10 protein-coding genes are annotated in these 16,532 nt (G+C 66.8%); 4 read left to right on the plus strand and 6 right to left on the minus strand.

From position 1 onward, the window contains the following. Positions 1-124 precede the first annotated feature (124 nt). Entirely contained in the window at positions 125-1,726 is a 1,602-nt protein-coding gene (locus ACCQ07_RS17095) for a rhamnogalacturonan lyase B N-terminal domain-containing protein (protein ID WP_372164343.1), read from the plus strand. 383 nt (positions 1,727-2,109) lie between these two features. On the opposite strand, the gene ACCQ07_RS17100 is transcribed toward ACCQ07_RS17095, so the two are convergent. Beyond that, on the minus strand, positions 2,110-2,925 hold the full coding sequence (locus ACCQ07_RS17100; protein WP_005920703.1) for a GH12 family glycosyl hydrolase domain-containing protein: 816 nt from the start codon (positions 2,923-2,925) through the stop codon (positions 2,110-2,112). A gap of 479 nt (positions 2,926-3,404) precedes the next feature. Here ACCQ07_RS17100 and ACCQ07_RS17105 point away from each other — a divergent pair, with 479 nt between their 5' ends. Then, entirely contained in the window at positions 3,405-4,349 is a 945-nt protein-coding gene (locus ACCQ07_RS17105) for a DegV family protein (RefSeq protein ID WP_011348559.1), read from the plus strand. 207 nt (positions 4,350-4,556) lie between these two features. Here ACCQ07_RS17105 and def read toward each other — a convergent pair whose 3' ends face one another. Both def and arsC read right to left on the minus strand, forming a co-directional pair. Further along, complete coding sequence (gene def, locus ACCQ07_RS17110) at positions 4,557-5,072, minus strand: peptide deformylase (RefSeq protein ID WP_008573775.1); 516 nt, start codon at positions 5,070-5,072, stop codon at positions 4,557-4,559. Between the two features lie 335 nt (positions 5,073-5,407). Further along, on the minus strand, positions 5,408-5,830 hold the full coding sequence (gene arsC, locus ACCQ07_RS17115) for an arsenate reductase (glutaredoxin) (protein WP_011348560.1): 423 nt from the start codon (positions 5,828-5,830) through the stop codon (positions 5,408-5,410). Positions 5,831-6,180: 350 nt separating this feature from the next. Here arsC and ACCQ07_RS17120 point away from each other — a divergent pair, with 350 nt between their 5' ends. Then, on the plus strand, positions 6,181-6,606 hold the full coding sequence (locus ACCQ07_RS17120) for a post-PEP-CTERM-1 domain-containing protein (protein WP_014091040.1): 426 nt from the start codon (positions 6,181-6,183) through the stop codon (positions 6,604-6,606). After that, complete coding sequence (locus tag ACCQ07_RS17125) at positions 6,599-8,257, plus strand: PA domain-containing protein (RefSeq protein ID WP_109290714.1); 1,659 nt, start codon at positions 6,599-6,601, stop codon at positions 8,255-8,257. Before ACCQ07_RS17120 ends, ACCQ07_RS17125 begins: the two co-directional genes overlap by 8 nt. A gap of 232 nt (positions 8,258-8,489) precedes the next feature. Here the strand turns inward: ACCQ07_RS17125 and ACCQ07_RS17130 are convergent, their stop codons facing one another. From ACCQ07_RS17130 to bcsB, 3 genes are read right to left on the minus strand one after another with little or no spacing between them, the layout of a single operon-like run. Beyond that, positions 8,490-13,019, minus strand: a complete 4,530-nt coding sequence (locus tag ACCQ07_RS17130) for a cellulose biosynthesis protein BcsC (RefSeq protein ID WP_372363484.1) — start codon at positions 13,017-13,019, stop codon at positions 8,490-8,492. Further along, a complete protein-coding gene (gene bcsZ / locus ACCQ07_RS17135) occupies positions 13,001-14,182 on the minus strand; it encodes a cellulose synthase complex periplasmic endoglucanase BcsZ (RefSeq protein WP_109290712.1) in 1,182 nt (393 codons plus the stop codon). Before bcsZ ends, ACCQ07_RS17130 begins: the two co-directional genes overlap by 19 nt. Further along, a complete protein-coding gene (gene bcsB, locus ACCQ07_RS17140) occupies positions 14,179-16,503 on the minus strand; it encodes a cellulose biosynthesis cyclic di-GMP-binding regulatory protein BcsB (RefSeq protein ID WP_057682122.1) in 2,325 nt (774 codons plus the stop codon). The genes bcsZ and bcsB overlap by 4 nt, the downstream gene beginning before the upstream one ends. Between the last annotated feature and the right edge of the window lie 29 nt (positions 16,504-16,532).

Genomic DNA, 16,532 nt, shown 5'->3' on the forward strand with positions numbered 1-16,532 from the left:
TAACCAACGACGCCACCCTTGATCGCTGGAATTTCGAACAGTGCGTACATTCTCTGTCTTCGGTACTGGCCTAGCATCGCGCGCACGCATCGCCACCATGCCTTGCTTCCGACAGCTCACCCGCATGCCTCGCAATCTTCGACATTACTTCGCCTGCGCACTGCTGCTCTATGCCGGCATCAGCGCACCTGCACTGGCCGACTTCGGGATCAGCCGCAGCGGCAACCGCGTGATCGTCGACAGCGGCGCCGAGCTGGTGTTTGCGGTCGATGCCCGAAATGGCGACATCGTGTCGATGCGCTATCGCGACAACGAACTGCAGACCACCGAATCGAAGGGCTCGCACATCGCTTCGGGGTTGGGCAGTGCCAGTGTGGATGCACGCATCGTTGGCGGGACGATCGTGGTGTCGGCCAAGGCCGGCGACTTGGTCCAGTACTACATCGCACGCAAGGGCCGCAATGCGATCTACATGGCCACCGATGCGCCCACCTTGCTGCCAGTGGGCGAATTGCGCTTCGTCGCCCGCTTGAACGTGTCCAAGTTGCCCAATGCGCAGCAGGAGCCCGATTCCAATGTCGGCAGAGCGATCGAAAGTGAGGATGTCTTTCTATTGCCGGATGGGCGCACCAGTTCCAAGTTCTATTCAGCACGTCGAATGATGGACGACCAGGTGCATGGCGTCAGTGGCCCTGGCGTTGCCGTGTTCATGCTGATGGGCAACCGCGAGCACAGCGCGGGCGGCCCGTTTTTCAAGGACATTGCGACGCAAAAAACCAGCCTGACGCATGAGCTCTATAACTACATGTATTCCGATCACACCCAGACCGAAGCCTTTCGCGGCGGCCTGCACGGGGTATACGGGCTGCTGTTCACCGATGGAAGCTTGCCGTCGAGTGCGCAGCTGGACACCGCGTTCGTCGATGCCACGCTGGGCCTGAGCGGTTATTTGCCGGCAAGCGGGCGCGGCACCGTGAGTGGGCACGTCGGCGGCGTGCTGCCGGGCCAGCCGGCCGTCATCGGCCTGCGCAACGCGCAGGCGCAGTACTGGGCCACCGCCGACGGCAGCGGGAACTACCAGGTGACGGGTGTTCGCCCGGACGGCTATCGCATGACGCTCTACCAAAACGAACTGGAGCTCGCACAACGCAACATCGAGGTTTCTGCCGGTGCCACTGCGCACGCCGCACTGCAGGCGGTCGTTTTGCCGGGCACGGTGAAGTGGCAGATCGGCATTCCCGACGGCACGCCGGCGGGGTTCAGCGACGCGGACCTGCTGCCGCGGGCGCACCCTTCCGATGCGCGCATGCACTGGTCTGCGGTGACCTACACCGTGGGATCGAGCAGCGTGAGCAGCTTTCCGGCAGTGCAGTGGCGCGGCATCAACACCCCGAGCCGGATCGACTTCACCCTGCCCGCCAACGAGGTGCGCGGCTATCGCCTGCGTCTTTTCGTGCCGTTGGCACAGGGCGGCGCACGTCCGCAGATCAGCGTGAACGCACGCTGGAACGGCCCGCTGCCTGCCGCGCCCACGCAACCAAAGACACGCGGCATCACGCGCGGCACTGCGCGCGGCAACAATACCCTTTACGAAGTGGACATCCCTGCCTCGGCCTTGCAGGCCGGCAACAACCGCATCGAGATCGGCATTGCCTCCGGCTCCCCGGATAACGGCTACCTCAGCCCGGCAATCGTGTTCGACAGCATCCAGTTGGTGGCGTTATAGCAACGTCCGAACACACGATTCGCGCAGTGGCAGGCGCGCGCGGCTGGTAGGTGGCATCGGCATGCAGCGCTCAGCCGTTCCGATGTTTCGCGCCGGCACCGGCCGCGTAGCGGCGCGTTGTTCGCCGCTCTGGATCTGCGCGCCAGCGCATCCGCGGCCACGCGCGGCGCAGGCGCAGTGATCCATGCACATCGCTCACGTGAGCTCATCCAAGATCCGATGCCGAGGCGACAGGCGCCACACACGGCACGTGACTGTCATGTGCGCAGCGCTGCGCCGCCAGTCGCTCGAACAATGCACAGGCGGCGACTTGTCCAACGTTGAAAAAACCTGCGTGCGTGCCGACCGATACCGCCGACACGCACGATACAGCGGGGCTGCGCTTACTTCGCATCCAAGGTCGCGCTGACCTTGGCCCATCCATTGCCGCGTACCACTTCAAAGCCCGCTTCGGCCGCATGCAGGTACATGCTGTTGCTGTAGCGGCCATCCTTGGCGCGGTTGTTCTGCAGCCAGGTCAGGAACGGCTTGGCATCCACGTTGAGGCTGCCGCTGGTCTTCAGCGTCGGCTGGCCGGCGGTCCCGGTCGGGATGAAGGTGTAGACGTAATAGCCGGCGCCGGAATTGAAGCCTTCCCACAGATCGAAAGTGCGCCCGCCCGCGGTGATGACCTTGGTCGCGGTCACGGTGCCGACCGGCCAGGAATTGTGGTCGCCCCAGATCATCACTTCCAGCTGCGGATTACCCTTGGCGGTGTCCCAGCGAAAGAAGATGTCGTAAGCGAAATCACCGGCCAGATTGGTGCCGCCTGCGCTGTAATTGAATTTGAATGGCAGCGAGCTGATCGAGGAGATCTGCTTGGGGAACAGCGTGTCGGTGGTCGGATTCCAATTGTAATGCCAGCCGCGCACGATCGCCGGATAGCCGTAGAGGTTGTAGTCGGCGAAGTTGAAGGTGACCGTCAGCTCCGGCGTACTGCCGGTGCCGAACGTGCCCTGGATGATGTTGTTGGGATCGTTGAAATTGTTCACCCACGCATAGTGGTTGCCAAAGATCTTGTACGGGCCGGCGAGCGCCGCCGGGGCGAGTGCGACCAGACCGAAAGCAAGCGCCGCGGTCCACCAGCGCGAGGCGCGCCGCCGCGTGGTCGGCGCCTGGGCGCACGTCTGGACAAGGGAGCTGGATGGGCAGTTGTGCATGGTGACTCTCCGTATGATTCAGCGCGGCGGCGCTGGTGCAGCGTCGTCGGGACCTGCCGTGCGGCAGTCGGGTCGGACCGTAGCAGCGGCGCCACGCGGGGAGCTATAACGATTCCGGCGGCGCCACCCAGCCAAGCGCGATAGCGGGCGCCACCTTGCACTTGGAGCGTGCGCTGGCTAGCACTTAGGTCACCGGACACGGGCGTAGCGGCGGGTTTCGCGCCAAAGACGCCCGCGCGTGGGGCGGTAAATGGTGCACAGCCACATACGCATCGCCCGTGTCCGCACGTGCCGGCGGCGTCGCTTGCGCGTGCAATGCCTTTCAACGCAGTGCGGCGTCGCTGCCACCGGCCTGCATCAGTCCGGTCGCCATCCGCGCGATCGGCGCCCGCAACACGCTCCACCTCAGGCCTACGCGGCGGAGCCGTTTTGCGATAGCGTTCGCACTACAGACAACGCAACAGCCGGAGGGGGCGACGATGCGTATCGGAATCGTGGTGGACAGTGCGTGCGATCTGCCGCAGGACTTCATCCAACGTCACAACATCATCGTATTGCCGATCAGCGTGCGTATCGGCGAGGCCGTGCTGGCCGATCATCGCGACGAGGAAGCCACGCTGAGCTTTTTGCAGGCGCATGTGGCCGAGCGCGGGCACGAAGCGGAAACCACGCCGTTTTCGGTCAACCAGATCCGCGATCTGTTCCTGCAACAACTGGTCATCGACTACGACCATGTGTTCTGCCTGACCATTTCCAAACTCCGCAGCCAGATCTTCGACAATGCGATGCAGGCCAGCTTCGCGATCCTCAACGACTACAAGCCGATCCGGCAGGCCGCAGGCCACACCTCGCCGTTCGCGCTACGGGTGATCGACACGCTCAACCTGTTCGCCGGCCAGGGCATCACCGCCGTGGAAGCAGTCCGCCTGCGCGACCAGGGCCAGAGCGTGGCGGCCATCCGTACCCGCCTGGAACAGCTGGCCGAGCACACCTATGGCTACATGATTCCACGCGATCTCTATTACCTGCGCGCACGTGCACGCACCAAGGGCGATCGCAGCGTCGGCCTGATCGGCGCCGCGCTCGGCAGCGCGCTGGACATCAAGCCGGTGCTGCGCGCCTACCGCGGCGTTACCGAGCCAGTGGCCAAGCTCAAGGGTTTCGAACCTTCGGCCGAAAAGCTGTTCGGCTTCACCGTGCGCAAGATTCGCGACGGCCTGATGACGCCAACGGTGTGCGTGGGCTACGGCGGCGAGCTGGCCGAGCTGCATGCCCTGCCCGGCTATGCCGCACTGCAGGGCGCCTGCCAAACCCACGGCGTGGAACTGCTGGAAAGCGTGATGAGCCTGACCGGCATGGTCAACGTCGGCAAGGGCGCCTTGGCAGTCGGATTTGCTGCCGAGCCACACGCGTTTTCGGCCTGAGGCATGGGCGGGGGTGCGATGCGCTCACCAGACACGCCGTCATCCATCACGCGAGTCGATTGCTACGTTGATGCCGCCAACGGTGCCGCAATGCCGAGGCACCGCGCCAGGCAGCGTGCTGATGATTGCCTTGAATGCGGCGCAGTCCAGGACGTGGCTGCCGTCCATGGCGGCAGCCACGCCGCATTGGACACAACGAAGGACCTGCTACAGGTCGTAAGACAACACGTCTTCGAAACCGAATGTGTCGAAATTTTCGATGCGCGAGGGATACAGGCGACCGACCAGATGGTCGTATTCGTGTTGCACCACGCGTGCGTGGAAACCTTCGGCATCGCGCTCGATCGGAGTGCCGTCGGGTGCGAAGCCGCGGTAGCGAATGAAGCGATAGCGTGGAATGACTGCGCGCAGGCCGGGAATCGACAGGCAGCCTTCCCAGCCGTTTTCCATTTCTTCCGAAAGCGGTTCGATCTGCGCGTTAGCCAGGGCCGTGCGCGGCACTGCGGGCGCTTCCGGATAGCGCTCGCTGGCGTCGAAACCGAACACCATCAATTGCAGATCCACCGCGATCTGCGGTGCTGCCAGACCGACGCCACGCGCAGCGTCCATGGTTTCGAACATATCGGCCACCAGCGTGTGCAACTCGGCGCTGCCCAGGTTGCTGACCGGTGGCGCCACACGTAGCAGGCGCTTGTCGCCCATGCGGATAATTTCGCGAATCATGCGGGTGCTCCTGACGATCGTGGCGTGGATTCTAGGGCGGCTGCCGGCCGGTAGCGAACAAGCGCCGGGCGGTGCAATAGTCCGCAGGCGCTGCAGTGTACGAGCGGTCGCTGCCGCGGGTTGTGCATGCCGGCACCGGGCAACGCTCGCGCCAGCGCACGGTGCGTGCAGCCGGCCTGCTGTGCCGCGCTCAGCAGGTGTCGTGCATGCGCAAGTGGACGTGCAGCAGGCTTGTTCATCGCGCTGTGAATAGGCGCACTGCATCTATCGCCAGCGCTGCGGCCAGCGTGATGGCGCAACACCGGCTTGGCGCCGGTTGAACCGGCTCAAACATGTCAGCGGCCAATGCGTTGACCGGCCTCGTCCAGCACGCGTTCGCCGTCTTCCTTGATGAAGCCGTGCGTGGCTGGCGGCAACAGATCGAGCACCAATTCGGAGGGGCGGCACAGGCGTGTTCCGCGCGTGGTCTGGACGAATGGGCGGTTGATCAGGATCGGATGGGCGAGCATTGCGCTCAACAACGCCGCATCGTCCAGGGTGGGATCGTCCAGTCCCAGTTCCAGATAGGGCGTGCCTTTCTGGCGCATGGCCTGGCGGACCGTGATGCCGGCAGCGGCGATGAGCGCCTGCAGCGTCTGGCGGCTTGGCGGATGCTGCAGGTAATCGACAATCTGCGGTTCGATGCCGGTGTGGCGGATCAGGGCAAGGGTATTGCGGGAGGTTCCGCAACCGGGATTGTGGTAGATGACGGCGTGCATGGTGGCCTGGCGCTGGGTTGGCTGGTGGCTGGTGGCTGGCGGCGCCGGCAACGGATGACCGAACGACGCCCAGACCGGCCAGTGTACGAGTGGCGCCCGGGCGTGCCGAGCGCTGGCCACGACGTGCGCAGGCGCCTTGGCGACGATGCCTGGGGTGAACTCCCAGACTGCAACCCTGCCGATAACTTTTTCAGGTTGCCGCTTCGCATTCGACGGCGAATGTGTCAAAAGATTGACACGAATCACGGATTCATGATTCAGTCATGAACAGACTGAAATGGAAGGATTCTCCCGAGCGCCGGTGTCAGCACGGCGTTTTTTCCCCTGTTGGACCCAAGGAAACCCCAACGATGATGAGCTTTCGCAAGCCCGGATGGATGCTGTCCGGTGTGTTGTGTGTCGCATGCCTGCCGGCGATCGCTGCAGCGCAGGAAGCAGCTACCAGCAGTTCCAAGGTCGGTATCGACCCTGCCACCGGCAAATTGCGCCCGCTGACCGACGCCGAGAGCGCGGCACTGGATCAGCAGGCGGCTGCAGCGGCCTCCGCAGCACGCAGCAGCGCCGCACGCAGCTCGGTTCCGCAGACCGAAGCGGCCGCGCGCGCGACCGAGCGGCGCCTGCCCAATGGCACCGTGGCGCGCAAGTTGCCGGCCACCCAAATGAGTTCGCTGACGGCAACCCGCCAGGCCGATGGACGCATCGTCATCGAACACAGCGACGACGCCGACACCACCCAACCCACCCACGCCGAGCACGGAGCGCTGCCGCATGAATAAGCCCTTGTTGCTGTTGTCCCTGGCCGTGGCGGCCGCATTGGCACCGCTGCACGCCCGGGCAGCCAATGTCACGCTGATCAATGGCGATGCCGGCACCGTGGTCGGTTTGAACGACCCGACCGCTGCCGCACCGCTGGGCGGCAACCCGGGCCGCACGATCGGCGAGCAACGCCGCATCGCATACCAGTACGCCATGGACCTGTGGGGCGCGGTGCTGCAGAGCAATGTCGAGATCAAGGTGTATGCCTCGTTCGCACGGCTGACCTGTACCGCCACCGGCGGCACGCTGGGCCAGGCCGGCCCGAACTGGATCGTCAACAACTTCCCCGGCGCCAAGGCCGATACGCTGTATCCGTCCGCGCTGGGCGATGCGATCGCCGGGCAAGACCTGGTGCCGGATCCGGCCGATCCGGCCGACGTGTTCTCGCAGTTCAACGGCGACCTGGGCAAGGACGATTGCCTGGCCGGTTCGGGCTGGTATCTGGGCCTGGACGGCAAGACGCCCGAAGGCCAGATCAACTTCCTCAACGTGGTGATGCATGAGATCGGCCACGGTCTGGGCGCGGCGGGCTTTCTCAACAAGACCACCGGCGTGCTGGGCTCGGGCAGCGGCCTGACCGACGTCTACACCTCGCAGGCCTACGACAACGTCCAGAACAAGCGCTTCGACGACCCGACCATGACCAACGCCCTGCGTGCCGAAGCGATGCGCACGCCCGGCCGTACGGTATGGGCCGGGACGCGCGTGAACCGCGAGGCGGCGCTAATCCTGGATCCGCGCACGCTGCTGCGCGTCACCGCACCGGCCAGCGCTGCGGGCAAGTTCGAAGTGGGCTTTGCCAGCTTCGGTCCGCTGGCCACCGCGGCCAATTTCCCGGCGCGTTCGGTGGTAACGGTCAATGACGGCGTGGCGGCCGCATCGGCCAGCGATGGCTGCGAAACCCCGTTCGTCAATGCGGCCGATGTGGCCGGCAAGGTGGCGCTGATCGACCGCGGCACCTGCGCCTTCGCGATCAAGGTGAAGAATGCGCAGCTCAACGGCGCGGTGGGCGTGATCGTCGCCAACAACGCGGCCGGTGTACAGACGATGGGCAACGCAGCACCGCCGATCACCGACATCACCATCCCCGCCATCATGGTCTCGCAGGCCGACGGCGCGCGCCTGAAGGGCAGCACTGCGGTGGTTGCGTCGCTGTACGAAGATCCGCAACTGCTGCAGGGCACCGACAGCGCAGGCCGCACGCGGCTGTACTCGCCCAGCGTGGTGGCCGGTGGTTCGACGTTCTCGCACTTCGATACCGATCTGCAGCCCAATGCCTTGATGGAACCTTTCGACACGCCGGAAGTGCAGGCGCACGTGAACATCGACCTGACCCCGGCGCTGTTTGCCGACATCGGTTGGACCTTGAACACCGGGCCGGCCAAGTTGGGCACCTGCAACACCCTGGTCCCGACGGTGGAAACCGGCGGCCTGATTCCAGGCGCGAACGTGTCTGCCGAAAGCAGCCTGTGCAAGACGCAGAACGCCGGCAACCGCCTGGGTTACCTGACCTGCATGGACGAACACGCGCGCGAGCTGCAGAGCCAGGGCGTGATCAGCCGCGTGCAACAGGCAGCGGTCTTCGTCTGCGCCACCAAGGTGCGTCCGTAAGCGCCGAACGCGTGATGGGATGCAATGCGAACGGCGCCGGAAGGCGCCGTTCGTTTATCTGCTGCCGCGTTGTGGCGCGCAGGCCAGGCGGTCCCTGCAGCGTGGCGGCGATGCACACCACGTCGCAGGCGAGCATGCGGACCCATGCACGCGCGTCATCCCGTCGCCTGCGTGCATCCGCTGCAGCCCCTGCTGCGCGCCTTCGGAGCGAGGCACCAGGTTTGCCGTCACCTCAATGCTCCGCCGCATACGGCGAGGTCAGCACCTGCGGTGCACGCCCCAGCGCAGCACCCAGGCGATCCATCACGAAACGCAGGTAAAGGTTGCTGCTGAACTGGTTGTAGTCGCGTGCATTGTTGAAGGTCAGCCGCCCGCCCAGAAACAGCTGCGGGGCCACCTGCCATTCGGCCGCGCCACTGAGGTTGTAGGACACGCCGGTGCGGCTTTCGCCCGCATACACCGGGTCGGTGTAGCGATTGACCAGACCGAGCAGCGCGGCCAGCGACGCGGCGTCGTAGGCGGCCTGTTGCAGGGTCGGGTCGGTAGGGAAATACGGCGAGGCCGCGGTGCTGAAATGCTGCACACCGACGCTGGCGTCGACCTTCCAGTTCACCGTCTGCCCGGCCGTGCGCCCGCTCCAGTGCACCGGGAACCCCAGGTCCACATAGTCCTGCGGACTGAAGTAGCCACCGTGCCCGTAAGTGAAGCCGCTGAGATTCTTGTCGTACTGCATGGTGGTCAGATTGACGCCGGCGGTGAGCGATTGATGCTCGGTCTCCAAGGCATGCACGTAGAAGCCCAGGTCGACCTGGCGATGGTCGTTGTCGGCCACGTGGTTGCCCTGCAGGCGGTGCGCGGCAAGGTTGGCGTAGCCGCCGAGCAGGCCGTTGTCGGCAGTGGCCGACAGCGAAAGACCGGTGCTGGTCACACCGCCCCATTCGCGCCCGCTGCGCGCGTCCTGCGCACCGGCAAACGACAGCACGCTATCGGTGACTGCACGCCGCGAGGCATCGGCCGACCAGCTGACGGTGTCACCGAGCTCGCCGCGATAGCCCACGCCACCGATGAGGTTGTGCTCCTGGAACCCGATCGGCGTGCTGCCCACGTCGGCACTGAAACCGCCATTGCGATACCGCACGCCGACGCCCACGCCGGTGTCGTCCTGGCTGAGCCGGCGGCTGCCGTTGCCGCTGGCGGCCATGGCATTGAGCGTGTCGGCCAGGCCGGTCGGCGTCTGCTGCGCGGCGGCCGTGCTGCCGGCCAACGCGCGCAATGCGGCCGCATCGCCTGCACCCAGCTGTTCGCTGAGCGCGGCATTGCCCAGGATGTCGCGTGCCAGCTGCGCAATCGGCGTGGTGGAGGCGTTGATGCTGAGCAGGTAGGCCGGCAGCGGCTCGTTGGCCAACGCCGCCAGCGCAGCGGCATTGCTGTTGTTGTGCTCCACCAGCAGTGCATTGAACAGGCCGGTATTCAAGCTGTACCGGCGCAGGCGTTCGCGCGTGGCGGCGGTATCGCCTTCGGTGGCGAGCAGCTGATACACCGGCGAATCGACCAGCGTGTCGATCGGGCCACGGTTTGCGGCCAGCGCATCGCCGATGGCGCTTTGCGGGCCGGTGCCGAAGCGGCTGGCGGTGGCGTAGTCGGTGCCGAGCGTGCCGGCATCCACCACGGTTGGTGTCAGCGTGACACCGAGCTTGCCCTCGCCGACTGCGAATTCGGCCTGCACCGGCATTTCGATGTCGTCCAGACGGCCCAGGCCGTCTTCGCCGTCGCGTGCGCGATACAGCGCGCCGCCGGCAAGGCCGCCGCTGTTTTCCGCCTGCACGGCGCGCAGTTCGTCGAGCACGCTGTTGCCGCTGCTGCGCGCAGGCAGTGCTTGCGCGAGGTTGCTGCGCGGCTGCAGATCGCTGCCCGACACAGGCGGCAGCGTGCCATGCGAGGAAGCGCGCAAGCGGCTGCCGGGCGCAGGCAACGTGGAAGGCACGGTGCTGGCGCGCACCGGTTGCGGCAACGCGTCGCTCCTGATGTCGGCGGCAGCATTGACGGGTGCGGCAGGCGCGACAGGTACGACGCTGGGCTGCATGGCGAGCGGCGCGATGGATGCGACAGGCGCGGTTGCGACATCGGTGTAGGCGCTGCCGGCGTCCATGCGTTCGGACAGCACCGCCGGCGCACGCGGCATGGCGCCGGTCATGCCGGAGAATGGGTTGAGCGGGCGACCGGATGCGGCGACGGCGGCCAGGCCACGTGCAGACGCCAGGCCATTGTCGAGCTGCCCGGCCTGACGTTGCTGCGCGGCCAGCGCTGCACGGAAATACTGCTCGGCCTTGCGGTTCTTGCCGGCACTGCGATACACGCGGCCGGCGGCCGCGAGCACCTCCGGCGACTCCGGTGCCTGCGCCAATGCGCGTTGCAGATAGCTCTCTGCATTGCGCAGGTCCGATTGCGCGGCGGCGCTGTTGGCCGCTGCGGTGAGCGTGTCCAGATCGCTGGGCTGACGTTGCAGGAGCTGCTGGTAGATCGCCAGCGCCTGGCGGTGCTCGCCGGCGGCCGCGTACAACCGCGCGAGCGCGGCCTGTGCATCGCGGTTGTCCGGCTGCTGGGCCAGTATTGGCGACAACGCGTCGTAGGCGCCTTCCAGATTGCCGAGCTCACGCAATGCATCCACCTGCCGCAGCGTGTAGGCGCTGCGCAGGCCTTGGTAGCGGCGCAGCTGCTCCGGGGTCAGGGTGGTGGCCTGCAGCTGACGCAACACCGCCGAGAGCTCGGCGTCCTGATGCGCGCGCAGCAGCACGCTGGCGTATTGCAGGCGGTCTTCGGTGCGCGGGTTGGCGCCGGTGACCAGCCGCTGGGCCAGCACCAGCGCGCGCTGGGTGTTGCCGGCGTCGGCATGCGCGCCGGCCAGGGCGGCCAGCAGTTGCGGATCGTCGAGCTGATTGCCCAGCGCCGTTTCGGTACGCGCCAGCAACTGCTGCGCCTCGCCCACCCGGCCCTGCGCAACCAGCTGCCGCGCCTGACGCGCCTGCAATTCGATCCAGGCGGTGGCGCGCAGCTGAGCCATCGCCGGCGTGCGTGCCGCAGCTGGAATGCGGTCCAGACTGTCGTAGGCGCCCTGCCAGTCGCCGCTTTCCTGCGCCAGCAGCGCATTGGCGTGCAGCGCCTCGGGTTGGTCGCCATGGACCGCGAGCAGGCCGTCCATCACGCTGCGCGCCTGATCCGGGCGGCCAGCCTGTTGGTACAGGCGCGCCAGGTCGAGACGGATCCAGGCATCGCCGGGGCGTTCGACCATGGCCGCTTCCAGTTCGGTTTGCGCGCTGACCGCATCGCCGCCATCCAGAAACTGACGCGCACGGGCGCGCTGCACGTTGGAGCGCAGCAAGGCTTGGCCACCGGACTTGGCGCGCTCGGCCGCTGGCAGCCGGTCGAACAAGGCGCTGGCTTCCTGCAGACGGCCCTGGCGGCTGTACAGCCCGACCAGGCCCTGCAACGCGCCGGCATTGTCGGCCTCGCGCGACAAGGCTTTGCGATAGCTGGCTTCGGCAGCAACCGGGTCGCCGGCGGCCTGCACGTCACCCAGCGCCACGTGTCCGGCCGGCTCGTTGGGCAGCAGCTGCACCGCCTGCTCTACCAGCTGGCGCGCCTGCGCCAGATCGCCGCGCGCGCGCGCCGCTTCGGCCTGCTGCAGCTGCTGCCAGTAACGGGCACTCTCCAGCGCGCTTTTCCATTTGCCGTTGCTGGCCGCGGCCGGTCGCAGCAGTTCCTGCGCCTCGGCAAAACGCTGCTGACGCAGACGTACCGAGCCCAGGCCGCCGAGCGCTTCGGGGTCGCGCGCACGTGCACGCAAGACCTGGGTAAAGCGTTGTTCGGCGGCGCTCAGATTGTTGGCGCTCAACGCGCGAAAGCCTTCGCCCAGCAGCACGCCGTTGGGATCGGCCGGCGTGGCCGCGGCAGTGCGTTGCGCGCGCAGCTGGCCGAGTTTGGCGGCCACTTCGGCATCGTTCGGGGTACCGGCAAGAAACGCTTGGTACAGCGGCGCATCGGCCATGCCGGCGTTGAGCCACAGCAGCGCCTGGCGCCAGCTGCTGCGTGCCGGCCCACCCACGTCCGCGCGCTGAGCAAGCGTGCGCAATTGCGCAATGCCGTCGCGGCGGGTGGGTTCGCGGTAACTGAGGACCTGCGCCAGCGCCAGCTGCACGGACGGATTGCCCGGGTCGCTGGATTGCAAGCGTCGCAGGCCGTCGCGGGCGCGCTCCCAACCGGTGGGGGTGCCGGCCAGCGATTGGTAGTACTCCAGCGCCAGGTTCGGCGGCGGCGACTTGCCGGCGAAGGCGGCTTCGTAACTGCGCGCCGCTTCCACATAGCGCCCGGCAGAGGCGGCACGACGTGCATTGCGCAGATTGGAATCTTCGCCCGCGTTGCTGCTACCGCGCGCGCCGATCGCCACGCGCAGGCGCTGCGCCTGCGGCGATTGCGGATGCGCGCCTTCGAGTTGCTGCAGCCGCTTGCGCGCTTCGGATTGGCGCCCCTGCGCCAGATCGATCTGGGCCAGGCCGAGCAATGCGTCGGGTTGGTCCGGGTCGATGCCGAGCAGCTTCTTCCAGGTGTCGGCGGCCAGATCGTCGCGACCCTGGTCGTGCCAGTAATTGCCCTGCTCCACCAGCTGCTGGGCGGCGCTGGTCTGCGCGTGCGCTGCCGGTGCGGCGAGCAGGCACAGCGCGAGCATGCCGGCGAGGTAGAACGGCTTCAGGTCGTTGCGGCACATGCAGGGGTTCTCCAGGCGGGCAACAGGCGCCCGTCTGCGGCGAAGCGGTAGCGGTTCTCAAGCCATCCCTGTCCGAACAGGGCCAGCGTGCGTTCGAAATACGGCAATGCAGCGGCGGCCGGTTGCGTGGCGGCGGGCACCCGCTGCGCCTGCGCCTTGAGCAGCGCGGGCTTGCCCAGTGCGCTCAGGTACGGCAGCAACGCCGCAGAAAATCCCACCGGCAGGGCGCCGGTGCCCACACCGCGCGCGGTGTCGATCTTTTCGGCCGGCGTCTGCTGCGCGGCGAGCAGGTCGGCCGGTCCGGACAGGTCCTTCAGCAATCGCGCGCGCAGCGGCTCGCCAGCGTCCAGCATGCCGGCCCACAGGTACACGCGGATGGCGTCGTAACTGCCGACATTGCCGCGCTTGGGATCGGCATTGAAGGTCTTGCCGTCCCACACCGTCCAATCCGGGGCAAACCCCACCGGCGCGCTGTCACGCAGCAGGCGCGCGCTGTTGGCGGCAATGGCAGCCCATGGGCCCTTGGGGTCGGCATTGGCGCAACGACGCAGCACCTGGATCGGCAGATAGCTGGGATTGAGCGTCCAGCGCCCGTTGTCGACGAAACCGGTGCGGCCCGGCAGCAGCATCGGGCCCAGCCCGGGCAGCGTGCCCACTTCCTGGGTGCGGATCAGCTGCAGCATCTGCTGGCCGGCCTTGAGGTAGCCCGGGCGGCTCCACAACCGTCCGGCTTCCAGCAGCGCATAGGCAATCCACAACTCGCCATCGCTGGCAGTGTTGGCGTCCAGCACGCGCCAGGCGCCGCTGCCATCGCGGCCCCACAGCCATGCCGGCAGGTTGAGATCCGGGCGGCCGCCGCACAGGTTGTGGCGGGTCCAGCTCAGCACCTTGTCGAACAGCACCTGGTCGTTGTTGACCAATGCGAAGAACAGCGCATACGACTGCCCTTCGGAGGTGGAGCGTTGATCGGGATTGAGAAAATCCACCACCCGCCCATCGGGCTGGATGTGCTTGTCGACAAAGGCGCTCCACAGCGGCCACGGCCCGCACTGGCTGGGCGCCGCCAGCGCGGCTGCCGGCAGCAGCGCGGCCACGCCGGCCAATGCGCCTGCATGCAGCAGGCGACGGCGCGTCATGCCACCGGTATGTGCGTGCGCGCTCATGCACCGCCACCGTCGTTGAGGCGCTCGGCGGTGTGCCTGCGCAGCAGCACGCGTGCGGCCAGGGCCAGCAACAACGCCAGCAGCACCACGGTAAGGGCCAGCCACACCGGGTGGTGCGAGAAATACCAGCGCAGCCAGGTCGGCAGCGGCAGATGCCCCACGTAATAGGCCTGGTTGCCGACCAGACTGGTGACTTTGTTCTGCTGCAGCACCACCACGCTGCCCTGGAAATCCTTGAGCAGGGTCGGGTCGAACCAGGCATCGAACAGGCGGCTCATGTTGGCCGGGTCCTCGGTCTGGAAGGCGACCACGCTGCGGCCGGCTGCCAGTGGCGACTCGAAGCCCATCAGCAGGACGTCGTCCGGCTGCGGCTGCAGGGCGATCTCGGCGGTGGTGGGCAGGTCGGTGCGGCGCGCATCGAAGGAGAGAAAGCGCGGCAATCGTTCGAACAGCCAGTCGGTCAGCGCAAAGCGGGTCGCCCGCCCGTCCTGGCCGATCGGCAGATGCGCGCGCCACTGCTTGAACAACGGTTGCGATTCGGCGCTACCGAGCAGCAACAGATCGCGGCCTGCATGCTGCTGCACTGCGCCGGCGCCGATGATCTGCGCATGCAGCGCCGGGTAACCGGTGGAAGCCCCGAAATGCCCGAGCAGGGTCAGCACATTGCTCAGGTCCTGATCGCCGGGATTGTTGGGCAGCACGATGGTGGATTCGGACAAGTCCGCCAGGCGCGTGAACGGGTAGCCGGCATTGGCGAACGCCGCCAGGTTCGGCATCGCCATGTAGTGGTGGAAGCCGCTCAGGTCGATGGTGGAATCGGCATCGATGGCACCGGACACATCCGGGAAGGTGTTCTTGCACGCTTCGCCCTGCGGGCGATCGAAGAAGAAATGGAAGCGCAGTTGGCTGTTGGCCGAAAACGCACCCACCGGCAGTGTCAGGTCCTGATGCACCGGCATGCTGCCGCGCGTCCCCAGGCTGTTCCACCAGCGCATCGGCGTGGATTGAGCGAATGGGCGACCGGTCAGCGGCAGCGTGGTCACGAACGATTCGTTGATGCTGACATTGAGCGCGGATTTGTTGTCCTGCTCCGGCAGCGTGTAGCGGTAGTTCAACGCAACCGGGATGCCGTCGCGTTCCCACACGAACAGGTCCGGCGGCAGTTGCAGGCCGACCCGGATCAGGTCGGGGTGATAGCCGGTGACGTTGAGCTGGCTGGGCTGGGTGACCAGATCGCCGAAGCGTACCGGACTCTCGCTCGACACCCAGTTGGGCGCGTCGTAGGGCCGCCGCGGCGCAGGCGCGCTGATGTCGCCGATGCGGGCCACCGCACCGGTCAACGGTGCGCGCAAGGCCAGCGCGGTGGCGGCACGCTGCAGGTCTTCGCTGTTGCGGCCGAGCACCAGCAGCAGCTTGCCGTTGCGATCGTTCGGGTTGGCCAGCACGGCCACGGTGGGGCCGCGGATGTCGGCCACGCCGCTGTCGGCGGTCGCAAATTGCGCGGGCAAGGTGCCGGGCGTGGCGAAGACGACCGCGTTCCCGGACGCCGGCAAGGCCTCGGTGGAGGCCGGGAACACCGCGCCACGGTAGCCGGCCAGGCTACCGAACCACGAGGCCACCGTGCCGGCCGCCTGCAACGTGGCCGTGTCCGGGCGCTGCGGGAAATAAAACGGCAATTCCAGCCGGCGCGTGTCGCGTACATCGAAGAACGGCACCGGCAGCAACGCCAGATTGTTGGCCAAGGCCAGCGGCGTGGTGGTCAGCGACAGGCTGGTGGCCGCATCCACATTCGCCCACAGGCTGCTGTGGTCGGGATCTTCGCAATCGCGCGTGTAGTGGCCGATCAACTGCAGGTTGAGCTGGTTGTAATCGGTGACCAGGCGCGGGTCGATCGGCAGATCGGCCGAGAGCAACTTGCCGGCGTTGGCCTTGTCGGTGGGCAGCGTGGCCACGGTGACGCCGTTGATGGTGACCTTGAGGTGCGACAGGTCGGGCAACAGCGAGGGCGAGTAGCTGTATTTGAGATTCAACGTGGCCGCGGTGACGATCTCATCGCTGCGCACGCTGAAGGGCACGCCGGCGCTGCCCTGCACCCCGCGCAAGGTGATTTCGTAATCGATGCCCAGCTCGCGCAGTGTTGCCGCACGCGTGCTGCCGCCTGGCAACGGTGCCGCTGCGAAGGCGACGGGCACCTGCGCTGGGGTGACTGCCTGCATCTGGCTGCCTGCCTGCGCAGATGGCGTTGCAGGCATGGGCTGCGCCTGCGCCAGGCCTGCCAGCAAGGTCAACGCACAGCTCAACACAGCCGGGAACATCCGCATCAGCGGCATCTTGGTAAAGGAAAGGGAAA

Source organism: Xanthomonas sp. NCPPB 3583 (genome assembly GCF_041475715.2).
GTDB classification, from domain to species: Bacteria; Pseudomonadota; Gammaproteobacteria; order Xanthomonadales; family Xanthomonadaceae; genus Xanthomonas; species Xanthomonas euvesicatoria.